The following is a 20,358-nucleotide window of genomic DNA, read 5'->3' on the forward strand; positions in this document are numbered from 1 at the left end:
GTTCTGACCGAGAGGATGGCCTGGCAGATGCAGGTTACTGAAACGCTTTCCGATGGCCTGAAGCGCGGGTTTACCGTTACGGTGCCTGCCACGGAAATCGAGAGCAAGCGCACCGCGCGCCTGAAAGAAGTTGGACAGTCCATGAAGCTGCCGGGCTTCCGCCCCGGAAAGGTGCCGATGAGCATCCTGCAGCAGCGTTTTGGTGAATCTGTTCAGGGCGAGGTCCTGGAGCAGGTTGTAAGCGACGCGACCCGCACCCTGCTGGATGAGCGCGGCCTGCGCCCGGCCATGCAGCCCAAGGTTGACCTGGTTTCCGGCAGCGAGCCGGGCAGCAAGGAAGACCTGAAGTTCACGGTCGAGTTCGAGGTCCTGCCCGAAATCACCATCCCCGACCTGTCGGACCTGTCGCTCGTGCGTCTCAAGTCCGAAGTGAACGCCGAGACCGTGGACAAGGCCCTGACGGAAATCGCCAGCCGCCAGCGCGAGTTCGAAAAGGTCGAGGAAGACCGCCCCGCCGCCAATGGCGACGTGGCCGTGGTTGACTTCGTGGGCAAGATCGACGGCACGGCGTTTGAAGGCGGTTCCGCTGATGATGTCAGCGTCGAACTGGGTGGCGCAGGCTTCATCCCCGGCTTTGCCGAGCAGATCGAGGGCATGAAGGTCGGTGACGAAAAGGTGATCACCGTGACCTTCCCCGCCGATTACGGCGCGGAACACCTGGCGGGCAAGGAAGCCAGCTTCGATATCAAGCTCAAGGAACTCCGCCGTCCGGTCGAGGCCAAGATTGATGACGAACTGGCCAAGAAGCTCGGCTTCGACGGGCTGGAGCAGGTGCGTGAACTGATCTCCAAGCAGGTTGGTCAGGAATACGAACAGCTGTCCCGCCTGCGCCTGAAGCGCGAACTGCTGGACAAGCTGGCGGAAAAGACCGATTTCGAAGCCCCTCCGGGCATGGTCGATGCCGAGTTCACCCAGATCTGGAACCGCATCGAGGAAGACCGCAAGGCCGGTCGCCTGGATGAGGAAGACAAGGACAAGGACGAGGACACGCTGCGCGCCGACTATCGCAAGATTGCCGAACGCCGCGTGAAGCTGGGTCTTCTGCTGGCGGAAATCGGTCGTGTGAACAACATCACCGTGACGCAGGAAGAAATCGTGCATGCGGTGCGCGCCGAAGCCGCGCGCTACCCCGGTCAGGAACAGGCCGTGTTCGAGTACTTCTCCAAGAACCCGCAGGCCGTTGACGGCCTGCGCGGCCCGATCTTCGAAAACAAGGTCATCGACTATATCGTCGAGCTGGCGAAGGTCGAGGACAAGGAAGTGACGCCGGAAGAACTGGCTGAAATGCCGGAAGCTGACGTCTGATCCGCTTTCGCGGTATAGGTGGCGCATGCGGCGCGCGGAAGGGGACTTCCGTGCGCCGTATGTGTTTGCGGACAGGTGAATACGCACAGTTTGTCACCCCGGTTCATGGCAAAATGACAGGGATGGGGTGGTATCTGGCGTGTTTGTCTCTATTTTGTCATAAGTAACCGGGAAGGGTCCGGCTGCGTCCGCGTTGTCCGCGAATCTCTTGCCGGTGATTGCGCGCAGGGCGGATCCTTGCTTTTCAGGACGGGAATATGGCTATGAGGGATCGGGATCCCGTAGAGATCTTCAATAACGCTCTGGTGCCCATGGTGGTGGAGCAGACCTCCCGCGGGGAACGGGCATTCGACATCTATTCCCGCCTTCTGCAGGAACGGATCATCTTTCTGACCGGACCGGTCTATGACCAGGTTTCCGCCCTTGTGTCGGCGCAGCTGCTTTATCTGGAAAGCGTGAACCCGAGCAAGGAAATCTCGTTCTACATCAACAGCCCCGGCGGCGTGGTGTCGGCGGGACTGGCGATTTACGACACCATGCAGTATATCCGCTGCCCCGTCAGCACGGTGTGCATCGGGCAGGCGGCGTCCATGGGGTCGCTGCTGCTGGCCGGTGGGGAAAAGGGACGGCGATTCGCCCTGCCGAATTCCCGCGTCATGGTGCACCAGCCTTCGGGCGGCGCGCAGGGACAGGCCAGCGATATCGAGATCCAGGCACAGGAAATCCTGACCATTCGCAAGCGCCTGAACGAGATCTACAAGGAGCATACCGGCCGCACGCTTGAGGAAATCGAGCAGAAGCTGGAACGCGACAGCTACATGTCGGCGGAAGAAGCGCAGGCATTCGGTATTGTCGATGAAGTGGTCCGTCGTAACGTTGCATCAAAACCTGCGGAGTAATCTGCACAAGGAAGCGCGCGCGCAGGTGCGCTTCCTGCCCCTGTGGGTGAAAATCACCTGCGGCGTGCCGTGCCCCCGTGGCCCGGTCGCAAGGTATGGAGAAGTTCCCCCGCGTGGGAATAGGAGCGGTTATGAATAACAAATCCGGCGATTCCAAAAATACGCTTTACTGCTCGTTCTGTGGCAAGTCGCAGCACGAGGTCCGCAAACTGATCGCCGGTCCCACCGTGTTCATTTGCGATGAATGCGTCGAATTGTGCATGGATATCATCCGTGAGGAACACAAGACGCATCTGGTCAAATCACGCGATGGCGTGCCGACACCACGGGAAATCTGCAAAATTCTGGATGATTATGTCATCGGGCAGGGACACGCGAAAAAGGTGCTGTCGGTTGCGGTGCATAACCACTACAAGCGCCTGGCCCATGCCCAGAAGAACAATGATGTCGAGATTGCGAAGTCCAACATCATGCTGATCGGGCCGACGGGTTCGGGCAAGACGCTGCTGGCGCAGACGCTGGCCCGCATTCTTGACGTGCCCTTCACCATGGCCGACGCCACGACCCTGACCGAAGCCGGTTACGTGGGTGAGGATGTGGAGAACATCATCCTCAAGCTGCTGCAGGCGGCGGATTACAACGTGGAAAAGGCACAGCGCGGCATCGTCTATATCGATGAGATCGACAAGATCTCGCGCAAGTCGGACAACCCTTCGATTACCCGCGATGTCAGCGGTGAAGGCGTGCAGCAGGCGCTGCTGAAAATCATGGAAGGCACCGTCGCCTCCGTGCCGCCGCAGGGCGGACGCAAGCACCCGCAGCAGGAATTCCTGCAGGTCGACACCACCAACATGCTGTTCATCTGCGGTGGCGCGTTCGCGGGGCTGGATAAGATCATCAGCGCGCGTGGCAAGGGTTCGGGCATCGGCTTCGGCGCCGATGTGCAGTCCCCTGACGAACGTCGCATGGGCGCGGTGCTGCGTGACGTGGAGCCTGAGGACCTGCTGAAATTCGGTCTGATACCTGAATTCATCGGTCGTCTGCCCGTGGTTGCGACGCTTGAGGACCTTGATGAGGCTGCCCTGATCGAGATCCTGACCAAGCCCAAGAACGCCCTGGTCAAGCAGTATGCCCGCCTATTCCAGATGGAAGACGTGCAGCTTACCTTTACCGAGGACGCATTGCGCCAGGTGGCCCAGCGCGCCATTGCGCGGCGGACCGGTGCGCGTGGCCTGCGCGCCATTCTGGAAAGCATCCTGCTGTCGACCATGTTCGAACTGCCCGGCCTGAAGAACGTCGAGGAAGTCGTGGTCAACAAGGAAGTGGCCGAAGGCAAGGCACAGCCTGTCTATGTGTATGGGAAGAACCAGCCGGCCGAACAGTCTGCCTGACGGCAGGGCCGGTTTACGCCGAAATGCCATCGCCGGACTTGTGGTGATGGCGCGTCGTGACAACATGAAGTGAAGTTGTCGCATATGCGGCGCAACGGATGGGCAGGCCGCAATGTTCGGGTGCCCGTCCGGGATCGTCCATCAGGAGGTCAAAAAATAACATGTCTGAAACTGACAGGCTGAATCCCGTCCCCGACGGGACGGAAACGACGGACAACAACATGGTAGCCAATCCGCCCCCCGCCCAGCGTGAGACGGAAGAAACGACCAGCGCACATGATACGATTGCGGTGCTGCCGCTGCGGGATATTGTCGTTTTCCCGCACATGATCGTGCCGCTGTTCGTGGGACGCGAAAAATCAGTGCGGGCGTTGGAAGCGGTGACGCGCAGCGACAAGCAGATCCTGCTGGTCGCGCAGAAGAACGCGGCACAGGATGACCCGACGCCAGACGATATCTATCGCTACGGCACCGTGTCCACCATCCTGCAACTGCTCAAGCTGCCCGATGGCACGGTGAAGGTGCTGGTCGAAGGGGGACGTCGCGCCCACATCACCGCCCTGCATGAGGTCGATGGCCATTTCGAGGCCGAGATCGAGGATGTGCCGGAACAGGAAACCGACGGTAAGGAAGCCGAGGCCATTGGTCGCACGCTGATCGGCCAGTTCGAGCAGTACATCAAGCTGAACAAGAAGATCGCGCCAGAGGTGCTGGTCTCGCTCAACCAGATTGATGACCTGTCGAAGCTGGCGGACACCATTGCCAGCCATCTGAACCTGAAGATTCCCGAAAAGCAGGAAATCCTCGAAATCCAGGACGTGAATGCGCGTCTGGAACGGGTTTTCGCGCACATGGAAGCCGAAATCGGCGTGCTGCAGGTGGAAAAGCGCATCCGCAACCGCGTGAAGCGGCAGATGGAAAAGACGCAGCGCGAATACTACCTGAACGAGCAGCTGAAGGCGATCCAGAAGGAACTGGGTGAAGGCGAGGACGGCAAGGACGAGACGGCCGAGCTTGAGGAAAAGATCGCCAAGACCAAGCTGAGCAAGGAAGCGCGCGAAAAGGCGGTGGCCGAGCTGAAAAAGCTGCGGAGCATGAGCCCGATGTCTGCCGAATCGACGGTGGTGCGCAACTACCTCGACTGGATCCTTGGCATTCCGTGGAAGAAGCGCTCCAAGGTGCGCCATGACCTGTCCGAGGCCCAGAAGGTACTCGATACCGACCATTACGGTCTGGAGAAGGTCAAGGAACGCATCATCGAATATCTGGCGGTGCAGAGTCGCGCGCAGAAGCTGAAGGGGCCGATCCTGTGCCTGGTGGGACCGCCGGGCGTGGGCAAGACCTCGCTGGCCAAATCCATCGCGAAGGCGACAGGGCGGCAGTACGTCCGCATGTCGCTGGGTGGCATGCGTGACGAGGCCGAGATCCGTGGTCATCGCCGGACCTATATCGGTTCCATGCCGGGCAAGATCATTCAGGGAATGAAGAAGGCCAAGACTTCGAATCCGCTGTTCCTGCTGGATGAAATCGACAAGCTGGGTGCGGACTGGCGTGGCGATCCGTCCTCCGCGCTGCTTGAGGTGCTGGATCCGGAGCAGAATTCGACCTTTGGCGATCACTATCTGGAAGTCGATTACGACCTGTCGGATGTGATGTTCATCACCACGGCCAACAGCCTGAACATGCCCCAGCCACTGCTGGACCGCATGGAGATCATCCGTCTGTCCGGGTACACGGAAGACGAGAAGGTCGAGATCGCCAAGCGCCACCTGCTGTCCAAGCAGACGGAGGCGAACAACCTGAAGCCGGGTGAATGGTCGGTGTCGGATGATGCACTGCGCGAACTGATCCGCAGTTACACGCGTGAAGCGGGCGTGCGTAACCTGGAACGTGAAATCGCGACCCTTGCACGTAAGGCCGTGACCGAAATCGTGACGGGCAAGGCCAAGACCGTGGCAATCACGGCCGATAACCTTGAAAAATACGCTGGCGTGAAACGCTTCCGCCATGGCGAGACCGAGTCGGAAGACATGGTCGGAGTCGTGACCGGGCTGGCATGGACCGAGGTGGGCGGGGAAATCCTGACCATCGAAAGTGTGATGGTGCCCGGCAAGGGCAACATCAAGCTGACCGGTAAGCTGGGCGATGTGATGAAGGAAAGTGTCGCCGCCGCCCTGTCCTATGTCCGCAGCCGCGCCGTGACGTTCGGTATCAGCCCGGATCTGTTTGAAAAGCGTGACCTGCACGTGCATGTGCCCGAAGGGGCCACGCCCAAGGACGGTCCGTCCGCCGGTATCGCCATGGCGACATCCATCGTCAGCGTGATGACGGGTATCCCGGTGCGTCGCGATGTGGGCATGACAGGCGAAATCACGCTGCGTGGTCGTGTCCTGCCCATTGGCGGGCTTAAGGAAAAGCTGCTGGCGGCCCATCGTGCGGGGCTGACCACCATCTTCATTCCCAAGGACAACGAGAAGGACCTGGTAGACATTCCCGAAGTCGTGACCAGTGCCATGACCATATTGCCGGTCTCGCATGTGGATGAGGTGATCGGGCAGGCGCTGGTGCACAAGCCGGAGCCGATCGAATGGACGGAACCGGTGGCATCGGGCGCCAAGGAAGGCACGGCTACCCCTGCATTGACGCATTAAGCAGGGTTGCGTGGTCGCAAAATTGTCATGATGGAGGGGAATGACGGATTTTCTCTGTCGTTCCCCGAATTCTGTCGGTTGACGTGAGAAAAAACAGCGGCATAGTGCGTGCAGAAATGCGGCGCGACTTTTAAATGATTGCGTAGGCGCACAGTACAAAGAAAGGCGTAAAATGGAGAAGCCACTTAACAAGCAGGAACTCGTCGCTGCGGTAGCCGAGGAAGCCGATCTGGCCAAGGCAAAGGCTGGCGAAGTGGTTGATGCGGTTTTCGGTGCGATCGAAAAGGCGCTTGCAAGCAAGCAGGAAGTCCGTCTGGTTGGTTTTGGTACGTTCGTGACCGCCACCCGCAAGGCGGCCAAGGGGCGCAACCCCCGCACGGGTGAGCCGCTGGACATTCCGGCTTCCACGTCCGTGCGTTTCAAGCCGGGCAAGAACCTGAAGGAAGCTGTCAGCAAGTAAGGCTGACTGTTTTTTCAGGAAAAAAAGAAGGGGCAATCCATTTTTTGGGTTGCCCCTTTTTTTGCAATCGCTTAGTAGGGTCGCGGGCGATTAGCTTAGCGGTAGAGCATCTCGTTTACACCGAGAGGGTCGGCGGTTCGATCCCGTCATCGCCCACCATATTTTCCATGCTTTTATATAAGCAGGGATATGCACCACGCGGGTGTAGCTCAGTTGGTTAGAGCGCCGGCCTGTCACGCCGGAGGTCGCGGGTTCGAGCCCCGTCACTCGCGCCATTACGGCACAATCCATATGCTTCCGTACCACGCCAGATGCAGCCGCACTGGCGTTTTTTTGTGCCCATATTTTTACACGGAAAAATGAAAACAATAATTCGTGCCATATAAGTAACGGTCACGTAATATTGACGGAAATGGTCCGGTATACATCCTCACAGTAATGTTCACCCAAGAACACGGTTAAGTAACTGTTCCCCCCAGCATGTTGGGTCTAGCATCCCCGAAGCCATACATAAGTCGATCAAGACACCCGATGGCGCATTAACAGGTTGGGAACACGGAAGATGCATTCCGTTATCGCTGATTATTTGCCCGTACTCATATTCGGGTGCATTGCGGTAGTGATCGCAGGCGCGATGCTTGGCAGTTCACTGCTGTTTGGCCACCAGAAACCCTATGCCGAGAAAACGTCCGCATACGAATGTGGTTTCGAGGCATTTGATAATGCACGTCATCGTTTTGATGTGCGGTTCTACCTGGTGGCGATCCTGTTCATCATTTTCGATCTGGAGGTCGCGTTCCTGTTCCCGTGGGCGGTCAGTCTGTCACGGATCGGGTGGTTCGGTTTCGCGTCCATGATGGGCTTCCTGGGCATTCTGGTGGTCGGCTTCATTTATGAATGGAGCAAGGGCGCGCTGGACTGGGATTGAGCATGACAAGGGGGAGGCGCGCCAATGGGTAGCAACGATACATCCGGGCCGGACCGGCCTGCCGACAGTATTGCGTGGAACCGGGAAATGCTGCCGCCGGGTCCGCAGCAGGACGCGGTTATCAAGGGCATTACCGGTGAAATCACCGAAAAGGGTTTTGTGGTCGCAAGCCTGGACAAGCTGGTGAACTGGGGCCGGACCGGCAGCCTGTGGCCCATGTCCTTCGGGCTGGCATGCTGTGCGGTGGAAATGATCCACGCCTACATGCCGCGCTATGATCTGGACCGCATGGGCATCATCCCGCGCGGATCGCCACGCCAGTCGGACGTGATGATCGTGGCGGGCACGCTGACCAACAAGATGGCGCCCGCCCTGCGCCGGGTTTACGACCAGATGGCCGAGCCACGCTGGGTCATTTCCATGGGATCATGCGCCAATGGCGGCGGGTATTACCATTATTCCTATTCGGTGGTGCGGGGCTGTGACCGTATCGTGCCGGTGGATGTGTACGTGCCCGGCTGTCCCCCCACGGCGGAGGCGCTGATCTACGGCATTCTGCAACTGCAGAAGAAAATCCGCAGGACAGGGACAATCCGCCGTGGCTGATCCCGCAAGCATCCCCCCCGTGGCCGTGCCGCGCGCCGTGTCGGGTCCGCTGGGCGCCATTGCCTTCCGCCTGTCCACAGCCGTGCCGGGCATCATGTCCGCCGGGATCGAGAAGGGTGAACTGGTGGTGCGCGCCACGCGCCATCGCCTGCTCGAACTCATGACCATGCTGCGTGATGACCCGCGTTACGCCTGCCAGCAGGTGATGGACATATGCGGCGTGGATTTTCCTGAACGGGCCGAGCGGTTTGATGTGGTCTACAACCTGCTGTCGGTTACCCATAACCACCGCATCCGCGTGATCGTGACAACGGACGAGACATCGCCCGTGCCATCAGTCCACCAGCTATGGCCCGCGGCCACGTGGTGGGAACGCGAATGCTACGACCTGTTTGGCGTGCTGTTTACCGATCAGCCCGACCTGCGGCGCATCCTGACCGATTACGGGTTTGAAGGGCATCCGCTGCGCAAGGACTTTCCCCTGACCGGTTATGTCGAACTGCATTACGACGAGGAACGCCGTCAGGTGGTCTATGGGCCGGTCGACCTGGTGCAGGATTTCCGCAATTTCGATTTCGAATCCCCCTGGGAAGGCATCCTGACGCTGCCGGGCGATGAAAAGGCACATGCCGACCGCCAGGACATGAAACGACAGGGATAGGCGACAGATGAGCGACGTAACCCTTCGTAGTGATACGGACATCCCCGACAGCATGCTGCCGGAGGACCATGACGGTGAGGTCAAACGCCATGTGGTGGAAATTGATTCCCATGCGCTGAACTTCGGTCCTCAGCATCCTTCCGCCCACGGTGTGTTGCGGCTGGTTCTGGAAATGGAAGGCGAGGTCGTCGCCCGCGCCATTCCCCATGTCGGCCTGCTGCATCGTGGCACGGAAAAGCTGATCGAATACAAGACGTATCCCAAGGCGCTGCCGTATTTCGATCGCCTCGATTACGTCTCGCCCATGTGTGAGGAGCAGGCCTTCGCGCTGGCGGTGGAAAAGCTGCTGAATATCGAGGCCCCGGAACGCGCCAAATGGATCCGGGTCATGTTTGCCGAGATCACGCGCATCCTGAACCATATCCTCAACCTGACCTCCTTCGGGCTGGACTGCGGCGCGCTGACACCCGCGCTGTGGGGATATGAGGAACGCGAAAAGCTGATCGAGTTCTATGAAGCCGCATCCGGCGCGCGCTTCCATGCCAATTACGTTCGCCCCGGTGGCGTGGCGCGCGATCTGCCTGCGGGACTGGAGGAACGTATTGCCGACTGGGCGCGGACCTTCCCCAAATGGATTGATGACCTTGAATCGCTGCTGACCAGTAACCGCATCTGGAAACAGCGCACGGTGGGCATCGGTGTTTTCACCACCGAACAGGCGCTGGCCTGGGGTTTCAGCGGCCCGTGCCTGCGGGCATCGGGCGTGCCATGGGACCTGCGCCGCAGCCAGCCTTACGACAATTACGACAAGGTTGAATTCAACGTGCCCGTGGGCCGTCAGGGCGACTGTTATGATCGCTACCTGATACGCGTCGCCGAAATGCGCGAGAGCGTGAAGATCATCAACCAGTGCCTGGAACAGATCCGCCCCGGCCCGGTCAAGGTACGCGACCACAAGATCACGCCCCCGCCGCGCCGCGAAATGAAGCGGTCGATGGAAGCGCTGATCCATCACTTCAAGCTGTTTACCGAAGGCTACCACGTACCACCGGGTGCGACCTACACCGTGACCGAAACGCCCAAGGGGGAATTCGGGGTGTATCTGGTGGCTGATGGCAGCAACCGGCCGTATCGCTGCAAGATCCGGCCCACGGGTTTTTCCCATCTCCAGGCAATCGACGAGATGTCGCGCCGGCACATGCTGGCGGATGCCGTGGCCATTATCGGGTCGCTCGATCTGGTATTTGGCGAGATTGACAGGTGACCGACATGTCCGTCCAGCCCAACGCGCCTGAGGGCGTGGAACCCACCCATTTTGAATTCGACCACGAGAGCGAACAGCAGATCGCGACCGTCCTTGCCAAATATCCGCCCGAGCGGAAGGCAAGCGGCGTGCTGCCACTGCTGTATGTGGTGCAGAAGCAGATGGGCCGCCAGACCGGCAGCGCGTGGATCCCCCGCGTGGCCATGGATGTCGTGGCCGAACGTCTGGAAATGGCCCCGATCCGGGTATACGAGGTCGCGACCTTCTACCTCATGTTCAACACCAGGCCGATCGGCCAGTACCACCTGCAGGTGTGTACCACCACGTCGTGCTGGCTGCGTGGGTCGGATGACGTGACGGCGGCGTGCAAGGCGGCGACGGGCATAAAGGCGTTTGGCGAGACCAGCGCCGACGGCCTGTTCACCCTGACCGAGGTCGAATGCCTGGGTGCGTGCGCCAATGCCCCGATCCTGCAGGTGGATGATGATTACTACGAAGATCTGGACGGCCTGCGTACCGAGGAACTGATTGCCGCACTCAGGCGCGGTGAACGTCCCAGGCCCGGCCCCACCATCGACCGCCTGAACGCCGCCCCCGCCGGTGGGCGCAAGGTGCTGGTGGATGACGTGGCGCGCAAGCCGCAGGGGCAGGGGTAGAGAACATGTTGCAGGACAAGGACCGTATCTTCACCAACCTGTATGGCCAGAACGACTGGACGCTGGCCGGTGCCCGCGCACGCGGTGACTGGGACGGCACGGCCGACATACTGGCGCGCGGGCGTGACGCCATCATCAGCGAGATGAAGGCATCCGGCCTGCGCGGGCGCGGTGGCGCGGGTTTCCCCACCGGCGTCAAATGGTCGTTCATGCCCAGGAAGAATGACGGGCGGCCGCATTACCTCGTCATCAATGGTGACGAGTCAGAACCCGGTACCTGCAAGGACCGCGAGATCCTGCGCCATGACCCGCACAAGCTGGTGGAAAGCGCGCTGATCGCTTCCTTCGCCATGGGGGCGCATGCGGCCTACATCTACATCCGTGGCGAGTTCTATAACGAGGCCATGCACCTGCAGCACGCCATTGACGAGGCGTATGCGGCGGGCCTGATCGGAAAGAATGCCTGCGGGTCGGGCTGGGATTTCGACTTCTACATCCACCGTGGCGCGGGTGCGTATATATGCGGTGAGGAAACCGCCCTGCTGGAAAGCCTGGAGGGCAAGAAGGGCCAGCCGCGCATGAAGCCGCCTTTCCCGGCGGCGATGGGCCTGTATGGCTGCCCCACCACGGTCAACAACGTGGAAAGCATTGCCGTTTCCGCCACCATCCTGCGCCGGGGGGCGGCATGGTTTTCGGGACTGGGGCGGCCCAATAACGCGGGCACCAAGCTCATGGCCATATCGGGTCACGTCAACACGCCCTGCGTGTTTGAAGAAGAGCTGGGTGTCCCGATGAAGGAACTGATCGAAAAGCACGGCGGTGGCGTGCGCGGCGGGTGGGACAACCTGCTGGCGGTCATTCCCGGCGGCTGTTCGGTGCCCATGCTGCCGCGTGACGTGTGCGATACCGTGCTGATGGATTACGACAGCCTGCGCGCCGAAGGTTCCGGCCTTGGCACCGGCTGCATGATCGTGATGGACAGATCCACCGACATCATCGCCGCGATCGCCCGGTTCTCGAAATTCTTCAAACATGAAAGCTGCGGCCAGTGCACCCCGTGCCGCGAGGGCACGGGATGGATGATGCGCATCATGGAACGCATGGTCGAAGGTCGCGCCGAAATCGAGGAAATCGACATGCTGGAACAGGTCACCCGGCAGGTGGAAGGGCACACCATCTGCGCGCTGGGTGATGCGGCGGCGTGGCCGATACAGGGGCTGATCCGCAGGTTCCGGCCCGTCATGGAAGAACGCATCCATGCCTACAAGGCCGCCCATGGCGGCACGCGGCCCGTGCAGGTGCCCGTGGGCCTGGTTGAAGCTGCGGAGTAGGAACAGTGGTAAAAGTAACCGTTGACGGTATTCCGGTGGAAGTCGCGGCAGGTTCCTCCGCGCTGCAGGCGTGTGAGGCGGCGGGCAAGGAAATCCCGCGTTTCTGTTATCATGAACGCCTGTCGGTGGCGGGCAACTGCCGGATGTGCCTGGTTGAAGTGGCGGGTGGGCGCAAGCCGGTCGCCTCATGCGGCTTCCCCATAGGGGAGGGGATGCAGATCTTCACCGATACCGAGGTCGTGCGCCGCGCCCGCCGCGCGGTGATGGAATTCCTGCTGATCAATCATCCGCTGGACTGTCCCATCTGTGACCAGGGCGGTGAATGCGACCTGCAGGATCAGGCCTTCGGTTATGGCGCGGACCATTCCCGCTACCGTGAAAACAAGCGTGCGGTAACCGACAAGTATCTTGGCCCATTGGTCAAGACGGTCATGACGCGCTGCATCCAGTGCACGCGCTGCATCCGCTTTTCGACCGAAATCGCGGGCGTGCCCGAACTGGGCGGCATTTCACGCGGCGAAAACCTCGAGATCACCAATTATGTTGAAAAGGCCCTGACATCCGAACTGTCGGGCAACCTGATCGATATCTGTCCCGTGGGCGCGCTGACATCGCAGCCTTATGCGTTCACCGCCCGTTCATGGGAACTCAAGCGCACGGATTCCATCGATGTGTGTGACGCGGTGGGAACCAATATCGTCATGCATGCACGTGGGGCGGCGGTGCTGCGCATCGTGCCGCGCATCAATGACGAAGTGAACGAGGAATGGCTGTCGGACAAGGGACGGTTCGTGGTCGATGGCTTTCGCCGCCGCCGCCTTGACCGGCCATGGGTGCGGGTGGATGGCAGATTGCAGCCCGCAAGCTGGCAGGATGCCTTTTCCACCATCGCGATGCGTCTGAAGAACGTGCCGGGTGAACGCATTGGCGCGATTGCAGGCGACATGTGCGACGCCGAAAGCATGATGGCGCTGAAGGACCTGATGGAAACGCTGGGGTCGGGCAATATCGACTGTCGGCAGGACGGGGCGAAATACGACACGTCACGCCGTGACTTCTACACATTCAATACGGGCATTACCGGCATAGAGGACGCGGACGCGCTGCTGATCGTGGGATCTGTCCCGCGGCAGGAAGCGCCCGTGCTGAATGCGCGCATCCGCAAGCGCTTCCTTGCCGCCGGGCGCGGTGGCTTTCCCATCGCCATGATCGGCGCGCCCAATGCCGACCCGACCTATGCGGCCGAGGTGCTGGGCGCAGGCCCCGACATGCTGGCGGAACTGGCGGATGGTAAACTGCCTTTTGCCGATGCACTGAAAAACGCGAAAAAGCCCATGATCATTGTCGGCCACGGCGCGCTGACGCGTCCCGACGGGCAGGCGATTGCAAAGGCATGCTGGGACCTGGCGGCGCAGGTGGGGGCCATGACGCCCGACTGGCATGGCTTCAACGTGCTGCACACGGCGGCCAGTCGCGTCGCGGGGCTGGATCTTGGCCTTGTGCCCGCGCCAAAGGGCCGTGACGTGGCGGGCATGCTGGATGGCGGGGTGGACGTGCTGTGGCTGCTGGGCGCGGATGAATTCGCGACCGACCGCATCGGGCCGGAAACCTTTGTCGTCTATCAGGGCCACCATGGCGACGCGGGCGCGGCGCGGGCGGATGTCATCCTGCCCGGCACGCTGTATGCCGAAAAGCCCGGCACCTACATCAATACCGAAGGGCGGGTGCAGGAAGCGTTCCGCGCTGTCATGCCGCCGGGGGACGCGCGGGAAGACTGGCGCATCCTGCGCGCCTTTTCCGAAGTGGTGGGGCGCAAGCTGCCCTATGACACGATCGAGGCCCTGCGTGCGCGCATGATGCGGGCCAGCCCGGTATTCGGGGCGCAGTGGGCGCGTCATGCCACGGCCGACACCACGCCACCACAGGCGGGTGCCGTGGCCATGTCCAGTGACCCGTTCCACCCGGTCATTGCCGATTATTACCTGACCCATGCCGTGTGCCGCGCCAGTCCCACCATGGAAACCTGTTCGGGGATTTACGTGCACCCTGCAAACCAGGCGGCGGAGTAGGATCATGGCGGATTTCTTCTTTCACACCATGCCGGGCCAGCTTGTGCTGATCGTGCTGGAAACGCTGGCGGTGCTGGTGCCGCTGCTGCTGGGGGTTGCGTACCTGACGCTGGCCGAACGCAAGGTGATGGCCGCCATGCAGCTGCGCAAGGGGCCGAACGTGAACGGCCCGTTTGGCGTGCTGCAGGCCTTTGCCGACGCGATCAAGATGCTGACGAAGGAAACGGTGATCCCGTCAGGCGCCAACCGGATGCTGTTCCTGTTCGCGCCGTTCCTGACATTCTCGCTGGCCATGGTGGCGTGGGCGGTGATTCCCACGGGTAACGGGCTGGCCATCGCGAACATCAATGTGGGGGTGCTGTACCTGCTCGCGATTTCATCGCTGGGTGTTTATGGCATCCTGATCGCGGGGTGGGCGTCCAATTCCAAATACGCCTTCCTTGGCGGGCTGCGCTCGGCGGCACAGATGGTCTCTTACGAAGTGTCCATCGGGCTGGTGATCGTGTCGGTGCTGCTGGCGGTGGGCAGCCTCAACCTCAATGACATCGTGCTGGCGCAGCGCAACGTGTGGTTCTGCCTGCCCATGTTCCCGATGTTCATCGTCTTTTTCATCTCGGCGCTGGCCGAGACCAACCGCGCGCCATTCGACCTGCCCGAAGGCGAGAGCGAACTGGTGGCGGGCTTCTTCGTCGAATATTCGGCCCTGGCGTTCGGCCTGTTCTTCCTGGGTGAATACGCGAACATGTTCCTGATGTCGGGTATGGTCAGCATCCTGTTCCTGGGTGGCTGGCTGCCGCCGCTGGGGATCGCGCCCTTTACATGGATACCAGGGCCGCTGTGGCTGATCGCGAAGATCCTGTTCTGCCTGTTTGTCTTCATCTGGGTGCGCGCGACATTTCCCCGCTACCGCTATGACCAGCTCATGCGGCTGGGCTGGAAAGTATTCCTGCCGTTTTCGCTGGCATGGATGGTGCTGAGCGCGGGGTTCCTGATGGTAACGGGCCTTCTGCCCGGAGGAGCAGGCTGATGGGTACATTAAGCAAAGCCGCCCGTTCCATGCTTCTGTCCGAACTGGTGTCGGGCATGAGCGTGACGCTGAAGGCGTTCTTCAAGCCGAAGGCCACGATCAACTACCCTTATGAAAAGGGCGTGCTGTCGCCGCGCTTTCGGGGCGAACACGCGCTGCGTCGTTACCCTAATGGGGAAGAGCGCTGCATCGCATGCAAGCTGTGCGAGGCGACATGCCCGGCGGAAGCCATCACCATCGAGGCCGAACCGCGTGACGACGGATCCCGCCGGACCACGCGCTACGACATCGACATGACCAAGTGCATCTATTGCGGCCTGTGCGAGGAAGCCTGCCCGGTCGATGCGATTGTCGAAGGCCCGAATTATGAGTTCGCGACCGAAACCCGCGAAGAACTGATGTACGACAAGGACAAGCTCCTGGCCAATGGCGACCGCTGGGAAAGCGTTCTCGCCCGCAGGCTCGAACTTGATGCCCCGTACCGCTGACACCGCACGGCGGGCGCGGCCAAGCGCGCCCCCGCCATGCCAGCAGGAGGAAACATCCATGCTGCAGGAAGCTCACCCATGATGACCCAGATTGTCTTCTACGTTTTTGCGGCGGTTCTGGTCCTGTCCGCCACCATGGTGGTGTGCGCGCGCAACCCCGTGCATTCGGTGCTGTTCCTGATCCTTGCGTTCTTCAACGCGGCGGGGCTGTTCCTGATTGCGGGGGCCGAATTCCTCGCGATGACACTGGTGATTGTCTATGTCGGCGCGGTCGCGGTCCTGTTCCTGTTCGTGGTGATGATGCTGGATGTCAATTTCGCGCGGATGCGTGAAGGCGTGCAGCGTTACGCGCCCATTGGCGGCATGGTTGGCGGCGTGCTGCTGGTTGAACTGGTCATGGCGTTCACCCACTGGCGTGTCGCCTCCAACATCGACCAGATCGGGCACCTTGTCCCGTCGTCACCCACGCGCACCAATACGGCGGCACTCGGTGACGTGCTTTATACCCATTACATCTTCCTGTTCCAGTCCTGCGCGCTGGTGCTGCTGGTGGCGATGATCGGCGCGATCGTGCTGACGCTGCGTGACCGGCCCACCGGACGCCGCCAGAACATCGACCGCCAGCACGACCGCACGGCCGCCGACAGCCTGGAAATGCTTCAGGTCCCGCTGGGTGTGGGCGTTGCAGCACAGGGCGGTTTCCTGCGCCCGCATACATCATACGACGTGGCGGCGGTGCCGGGCACCTATGGCACGCAGGCGTGGCGCGAACAGGAAACGGAAGAAGAAACACAGACCGCGCTGGTGGTCATTGCCCCCGCGACAGGCACGAAAGGACAGGACAATGCATAGCGCGATTGAGGGGATCGGCCTTGCGCCCTACCTGAGCATTGGCGCGATCCTGCTGGTTCTGGGCGTGTTCGGCATTTTCGTGAACCGCAAGAACGTCATCATCATCCTGATGTCGATCGAACTGATCCTGCTTTCGGCCAATATCAATTTCGTGGCGTTTTCGGCTGCCACCGGCGACCTGTCGGGACAGGTGATGACCCTGTTCGTGCTGACCATCGCGGCGGCGGAATCCGCCATCGGGCTGGCCATTGTCACGGTCTATTTCCGTAATCGCGGCTCGATCGAAGTCGATGATATCACGATGATGAAGGGGTAAGGGAAATGCAGACGGCATCCTTCCTGTTTGAAGTGGCGGTGTTCGCGCCCCTTATCGGCTTCCTGGTGGCAGGCTGTTTTGGTCACCTGATGGGCGACGGGGCGGCGCGGTTCACCACCATCGGCCTCATGATCTGTTCGGCGCTGGCGGCCATTGGCGTGCTGGGGTTCGAGATGGGCGACGTGGGCACGTTTGTCGTGCCGGTGGCCGACTGGGTCCACGCGGCGGGCTTCCGGGCCGACTGGCAGCTGCGCATGGACATGCTTTCGGTCAGCGTGGTGGCCATGGTCACCGTGGTCTCGCTGCTGGTGCATGTGTACAGCGTGGGCTACATGGCGCATGAGGCGCGGCCGGTTTACCGCTTCTTTTCCTACCTGTCGCTGTTTACGTTCGCCATGCTCATGCTGGTGACATCGGACAACCTGCTGCAGCTGTTCTTTGGCTGGGAAGGGGTGGGGCTGGCCAGTTACCTGCTGATTGGCTACTGGTATGACCGTCCGTCCGCCTGTGCCGCCGCGATCAAGGCGTTCGTGGTCAACCGTATTGCCGACCTGTTCTTCCTTGTCGGCATTTCGCTGATTTTCATCCGGCTGGGCAGCGTGTCGTATGACGATATTTTCGCCGCCATCCCCTACCACGTGAACGATACGTTCGTGCTGTTCGGCACGCATCCGCTGTATGAAGTCATCGCGACGCTGCTGTTCATCGGGGCGATGGGCAAGTCCGCCCAGCTGTTCCTGCACACATGGCTGCCCGATGCGATGGAGGGACCAACCCCGGTTTCCGCCCTGATCCACGCGGCGACCATGGTGACGGCGGGCATCTTCCTGATGGTGCGCATGTCGCCGCTGGTGGACCTGGCGCCGGTCACCCGCGACCTGATCGTGCTGGTTGGCGGCACCACCAGCTTCTTTGCCGCGACCGTGGGGCTGGTGCAGCCCGACATCAAGCGCACGATTGCTTATTCCACCTGTTCGCAGCTTGGTTACATGTTCGTGGCCGTTGGCGTGGGGGCGTATCAGGCATCCATGTTCCACCTGACCACGCATGCGTTCTTCAAGGCGCTATTATTCCTTGGCGCGGGCTGCGTGATCCATGCGGTGCATGATGAACAGGACATGTTCCGCATGGGCGGGCTGTGGCGGAAGATCCCCTTCACCTATGCCGCCATGTGGATTGGCAGCCTTGCGCTGGCCGGTATCTTCCCCTTTGCCGGGTACTGGTCGAAGGATGCGATCCTTGAAGCGGCATGGATGTCAGATGGCGGCATGGGCCATTATGGCTGGGTCATGGGATGTGTCACCGCGTTCCTGACCGCGCTGTACAGCTGGCGCCTGATCTTCCTGGTGTTCCATGGCACGCCGCGTGATGCGCACCTGCATGACGGCGCGCATGAAAGCCCGGCATCCATGATGGTGCCGGTCGGCCTGCTGTCCGTGGGCGCGGTAATTGCGGGTATCGTGCTGGAACCGTTCTATGTCGGCAGCCACCAGGCGGCGTTCTGGAACGGGGCGATTGCCGCCATTCCCGGCCATGACGTGATCGAACGCCTTGAACAGACGCCGGGCTTTATCGCACTGGTGCCGACATTCGCCGCCGTTCTGGGCATTGCCGTGGCCTATGTCTGCTATATCGCAAGCCCCGGCATTCCGGCGGCACTCGCGCGCAGCCTGCGTCCGCTTTACCTGTTCCTGCTGAACAAATGGTATTTCGACGAACTGTATGACGTGGCCATCATCCGCCCCTATCGCGCGATTGCGCGCCTGTTGTGGAAGGGCGTGGACGAGGACGTGGTCGAGGGCATACCCGAAGGGCTGGCCCGCCTGACCGCAGGCAGCGCGGGGCAGGCCGTGCGCATCCAGACCGGGTCCATGGCGGTCTATGCCTTTTCCATGCTGATCGGGCTGGTGGTGCTGCTGACCACCATGCTGTTCTTCCGCTAACCCCAGGCATGTCAGGGCCAATACCAATGAACTGGACACTTGCACTGCCCGAAATCGTGCTGGCCCTGTCGGGGCTGGTCATCCTGCTTGCCGGGGTGATGCAACGGCGCGGGCAGGCCTTTTTTTCCTGTGCGATGATGACGCTGCTGGCCCTGGTGGTCACGGGCATCCTTGTCGTGCTGTCGCCCGATGGCACCGGGTATAACCATATCTTCATCAATGACGGCTTTGCCCGTTTCATGAAGGTGCTGAGCCTGACGGGGGCAGCCCTGTCTGTGGTGCTGAGCGTGGGGTATGCGCGGGAAATGGAAATCGACAAGTTCGAATTCCCTGTCCTGATCGCCTTTTCCACGCTGGGCACGATGATCATGGCGTCATCGGGCAACCTCATGACGCTGTTTGTCGGGCTGGAACTGTCCTCGCTGTCCATATACATCCTGTGCGCCTTTGCCCGTGACCGGGTGACGGCGGCGGAAGCGGGGCTGAAGTATTTCGTGCTGGGGTCGCTGGCGTCGGGGCTGCTGCTGTATGGCATCTCGCTGGCCTACGGTTTTGCCGGGACGATGGAATATGCCGGCCTGCAGCAGGCGGTGCGTGGCAGCGCGGTGCTGCCTGCCGGGCTTATGGTGGGCATCGTGTTCGTGCTGGTGGGGCTGTGCTTCAAGCTGTCCATGGTGCCGTTCCATATGTGGACGCCCGATGTGTACCAGGGCGCGCCCACTTCGGTCACCGCCTATATGGCCGGTGCGCCCAAGATCGCGGCATTCGCCGTGCTGCTGCGCGTCATGGCCGGTCCGTTTGGCAGCATGACGCCGCAATGGCAGCTGCTGATCGAGGTCGTGTCCGCAGCCTCCATGGTATTCGGCTCGCTTGCGGCCATTCCGCAGGGGAACATCAAGCGGCTCATGGCGTATTCCTCCATCGGGCATATGGGCTACGCCATGATCGGCATGGCGGCCGGCACGGCGGAGGGCACGCGCGGCACGCTGGTCTATCTGGTGACGTACCTGTTCATGAATGTCGGCGCGTTCGCAGGCATTGTCGCCATGCGCCGCAAGGGGCGCGCGGTCAGCCGGATCAGTGACCTGTCCGGTCTGGGGCGTACCGATCCGGGCATGGCGCTGGCCATGGCGGTGTTCATGTTCTCCATGGCGGGCGCGCCGCCGCTGGCCGGGTTCTTTGGCAAGCTCATGGTGTTCTATGCCGCGATCAACGCGCATCTTTATGGCCTTGCGGCAATTGGTATCGTCAGCAGCGTGATCGGGGCGTATTACTATATCCGGATCGTCAAGATCATGTTTTTCGATGCCGCCGCCCCGGCGCTGGACCGCTCGCCTGTTTCCGTCTCGTTCGTATCGGTGGGAATGGGGCTGGTGACCACGTTCTTCGTGGTGGGGCTTGGCCCCGTTGCGACAGCAGCACAGGCGGCGGCGAGCGCATTGTTCAGGTAA

Annotated in this window: 18 protein-coding genes and 2 tRNA genes; all 20 read left to right on the forward strand. The window is 61.1% G+C overall.

Features of this window, described 5'->3' with window-relative positions:
• Positions 1-27 precede the first annotated feature (27 nt).
• The 20 genes from tig (at position 28) to nuoN (ending at position 20,358) form a co-directional block, all read left to right on the forward strand.
• Positions 28-1,365, forward strand: a complete 1,338-nt coding sequence (gene tig / locus AC1RQ9_RS03590; protein ID WP_193732360.1) for a trigger factor — start codon at positions 28-30, stop codon at positions 1,363-1,365.
• Between the two features lie 263 nt (positions 1,366-1,628).
• Positions 1,629-2,264, forward strand: a complete 636-nt coding sequence (locus tag AC1RQ9_RS03595) for an ATP-dependent Clp protease proteolytic subunit (RefSeq protein ID WP_010506376.1) — start codon at positions 1,629-1,631, stop codon at positions 2,262-2,264.
• 131 nt (positions 2,265-2,395) lie between these two features.
• Complete coding sequence (gene clpX, locus AC1RQ9_RS03600) at positions 2,396-3,655, forward strand: ATP-dependent Clp protease ATP-binding subunit ClpX (protein WP_010506375.1); 1,260 nt, start codon at positions 2,396-2,398, stop codon at positions 3,653-3,655.
• 161 nt (positions 3,656-3,816) lie between these two features.
• Positions 3,817-6,306 carry an endopeptidase La gene (gene lon, locus AC1RQ9_RS03605; protein ID WP_485985577.1) on the forward strand — a complete coding sequence of 830 codons (2,490 nt, stop codon included), beginning with the start codon at positions 3,817-3,819 and terminating at the stop codon, positions 6,304-6,306.
• A 172-nt stretch (positions 6,307-6,478) separates the two neighbouring features.
• On the forward strand, positions 6,479-6,766 hold the full coding sequence (locus AC1RQ9_RS03610) for an HU family DNA-binding protein (protein WP_007399823.1): 288 nt from the start codon (positions 6,479-6,481) through the stop codon (positions 6,764-6,766).
• A gap of 84 nt (positions 6,767-6,850) precedes the next feature.
• Positions 6,851-6,925 (forward strand) — tRNA-Val (locus tag AC1RQ9_RS03615).
• A gap of 39 nt (positions 6,926-6,964) precedes the next feature.
• A tRNA-Asp gene (locus AC1RQ9_RS03620) sits at positions 6,965-7,041 on the forward strand.
• Between the two features lie 287 nt (positions 7,042-7,328).
• On the forward strand, positions 7,329-7,694 hold the full coding sequence (locus AC1RQ9_RS03625; RefSeq protein ID WP_193732358.1) for an NADH-quinone oxidoreductase subunit A: 366 nt from the start codon (positions 7,329-7,331) through the stop codon (positions 7,692-7,694).
• 24 nt (positions 7,695-7,718) lie between these two features.
• Entirely contained in the window at positions 7,719-8,300 is a 582-nt protein-coding gene (locus AC1RQ9_RS03630; RefSeq protein WP_141260759.1) for a NuoB/complex I 20 kDa subunit family protein, read from the forward strand.
• The gene (locus AC1RQ9_RS03635; protein ID WP_193732357.1) at positions 8,293-8,961 is read left to right on the forward strand and encodes an NADH-quinone oxidoreductase subunit C; all 669 of its coding nucleotides are present in this window, start codon (positions 8,293-8,295) and stop codon (positions 8,959-8,961) included. The genes AC1RQ9_RS03630 and AC1RQ9_RS03635 overlap by 8 nt, the downstream gene beginning before the upstream one ends.
• A 7-nt stretch (positions 8,962-8,968) precedes the next feature.
• Positions 8,969-10,225 carry an NADH-quinone oxidoreductase subunit D gene (locus tag AC1RQ9_RS03640; protein ID WP_485985579.1) on the forward strand — a complete coding sequence of 419 codons (1,257 nt, stop codon included), beginning with the start codon at positions 8,969-8,971 and terminating at the stop codon, positions 10,223-10,225.
• A 5-nt stretch (positions 10,226-10,230) separates the two neighbouring features.
• Positions 10,231-10,881 carry a complex I 24 kDa subunit family protein gene (locus AC1RQ9_RS03645; RefSeq protein WP_485985581.1) on the forward strand — a complete coding sequence of 217 codons (651 nt, stop codon included), beginning with the start codon at positions 10,231-10,233 and terminating at the stop codon, positions 10,879-10,881.
• A 5-nt stretch (positions 10,882-10,886) separates the two neighbouring features.
• Complete coding sequence (gene nuoF, locus AC1RQ9_RS03650; RefSeq protein ID WP_193732354.1) at positions 10,887-12,212, forward strand: NADH-quinone oxidoreductase subunit NuoF; 1,326 nt, start codon at positions 10,887-10,889, stop codon at positions 12,210-12,212.
• Positions 12,213-12,217: 5 nt separating this feature from the next.
• A complete protein-coding gene (gene nuoG / locus AC1RQ9_RS03655) occupies positions 12,218-14,281 on the forward strand; it encodes an NADH-quinone oxidoreductase subunit NuoG (protein ID WP_485985582.1) in 2,064 nt (687 codons plus the stop codon).
• A gap of 4 nt (positions 14,282-14,285) precedes the next feature.
• Positions 14,286-15,308: an NADH-quinone oxidoreductase subunit NuoH gene (gene nuoH / locus AC1RQ9_RS03660; protein WP_193732352.1), complete on the forward strand. Its 1,023-nt coding sequence runs from the start codon at positions 14,286-14,288 to the stop codon at positions 15,306-15,308.
• Positions 15,308-15,796 (forward strand): NADH-quinone oxidoreductase subunit NuoI, encoded by a 489-nt coding sequence (nuoI, locus tag AC1RQ9_RS03665; RefSeq protein WP_010506357.1) that lies wholly within the window; start codon positions 15,308-15,310, stop codon positions 15,794-15,796. Before nuoH ends, nuoI begins: the two co-directional genes overlap by 1 nt.
• 78 nt (positions 15,797-15,874) lie before the next feature.
• Entirely contained in the window at positions 15,875-16,648 is a 774-nt protein-coding gene (locus tag AC1RQ9_RS03670; RefSeq protein WP_485985583.1) for an NADH-quinone oxidoreductase subunit J, read from the forward strand.
• Entirely contained in the window at positions 16,641-16,964 is a 324-nt protein-coding gene (nuoK, locus tag AC1RQ9_RS03675; protein WP_010506353.1) for an NADH-quinone oxidoreductase subunit NuoK, read from the forward strand. The genes AC1RQ9_RS03670 and nuoK overlap by 8 nt, the downstream gene beginning before the upstream one ends.
• A gap of 5 nt (positions 16,965-16,969) precedes the next feature.
• Positions 16,970-18,907, forward strand: coding sequence for an NADH-quinone oxidoreductase subunit L (gene nuoL / locus AC1RQ9_RS03680; RefSeq protein WP_485985584.1), 1,938 nt, complete (start codon positions 16,970-16,972; stop codon positions 18,905-18,907).
• 26 nt (positions 18,908-18,933) lie between these two features.
• Entirely contained in the window at positions 18,934-20,358 is a 1,425-nt protein-coding gene (nuoN, locus tag AC1RQ9_RS03685; protein ID WP_193732349.1) for an NADH-quinone oxidoreductase subunit NuoN, read from the forward strand.

The organism is Komagataeibacter ossonobensis (assembly GCF_057359305.1).

Bases quoted from the DNA above. Each gene is read 5' to 3' on its own strand.
- AC1RQ9_RS03595 (WP_010506376.1), top strand. From the start codon at position 1,629: ATGAGGGATCGGGATCCCGTAGAGATCTTCAATAACGCTCTGGTGCCC.
- AC1RQ9_RS03610 (WP_007399823.1), top strand. From the start codon at position 6,479: ATGGAGAAGCCACTTAACAAGCAGGAACTCGTCGCTGCGGTAGCCGAG.
- AC1RQ9_RS03640 (WP_485985579.1), top strand. From the start codon at position 8,969: ATGAGCGACGTAACCCTTCGTAGTGATACGGACATCCCCGACAGCATG.
- nuoK (WP_010506353.1), top strand. From the start codon at position 16,641: ATGCATAGCGCGATTGAGGGGATCGGCCTTGCGCCCTACCTGAGCATT.
- AC1RQ9_RS03645 (WP_485985581.1), top strand. From the start codon at position 10,231: ATGTCCGTCCAGCCCAACGCGCCTGAGGGCGTGGAACCCACCCATTTT.
- nuoH (WP_193732352.1), top strand. From the start codon at position 14,286: ATGGCGGATTTCTTCTTTCACACCATGCCGGGCCAGCTTGTGCTGATC.
- AC1RQ9_RS03670 (WP_485985583.1), top strand. From the start codon at position 15,875: ATGATGACCCAGATTGTCTTCTACGTTTTTGCGGCGGTTCTGGTCCTG.
- lon (WP_485985577.1), top strand. From the start codon at position 3,817: ATGTCTGAAACTGACAGGCTGAATCCCGTCCCCGACGGGACGGAAACG.
- tig (WP_193732360.1), top strand. From the start codon at position 28: ATGCAGGTTACTGAAACGCTTTCCGATGGCCTGAAGCGCGGGTTTACC.
- nuoN (WP_193732349.1), top strand. From the start codon at position 18,934: ATGAACTGGACACTTGCACTGCCCGAAATCGTGCTGGCCCTGTCGGGG.
- nuoI (WP_010506357.1), top strand. From the start codon at position 15,308: ATGGGTACATTAAGCAAAGCCGCCCGTTCCATGCTTCTGTCCGAACTG.
- AC1RQ9_RS03630 (WP_141260759.1), top strand. From the start codon at position 7,719: ATGGGTAGCAACGATACATCCGGGCCGGACCGGCCTGCCGACAGTATT.
- AC1RQ9_RS03625 (WP_193732358.1), top strand. From the start codon at position 7,329: ATGCATTCCGTTATCGCTGATTATTTGCCCGTACTCATATTCGGGTGC.
- nuoF (WP_193732354.1), top strand. From the start codon at position 10,887: ATGTTGCAGGACAAGGACCGTATCTTCACCAACCTGTATGGCCAGAAC.
- clpX (WP_010506375.1), top strand. From the start codon at position 2,396: ATGAATAACAAATCCGGCGATTCCAAAAATACGCTTTACTGCTCGTTC.
- nuoL (WP_485985584.1), top strand. From the start codon at position 16,970: ATGCAGACGGCATCCTTCCTGTTTGAAGTGGCGGTGTTCGCGCCCCTT.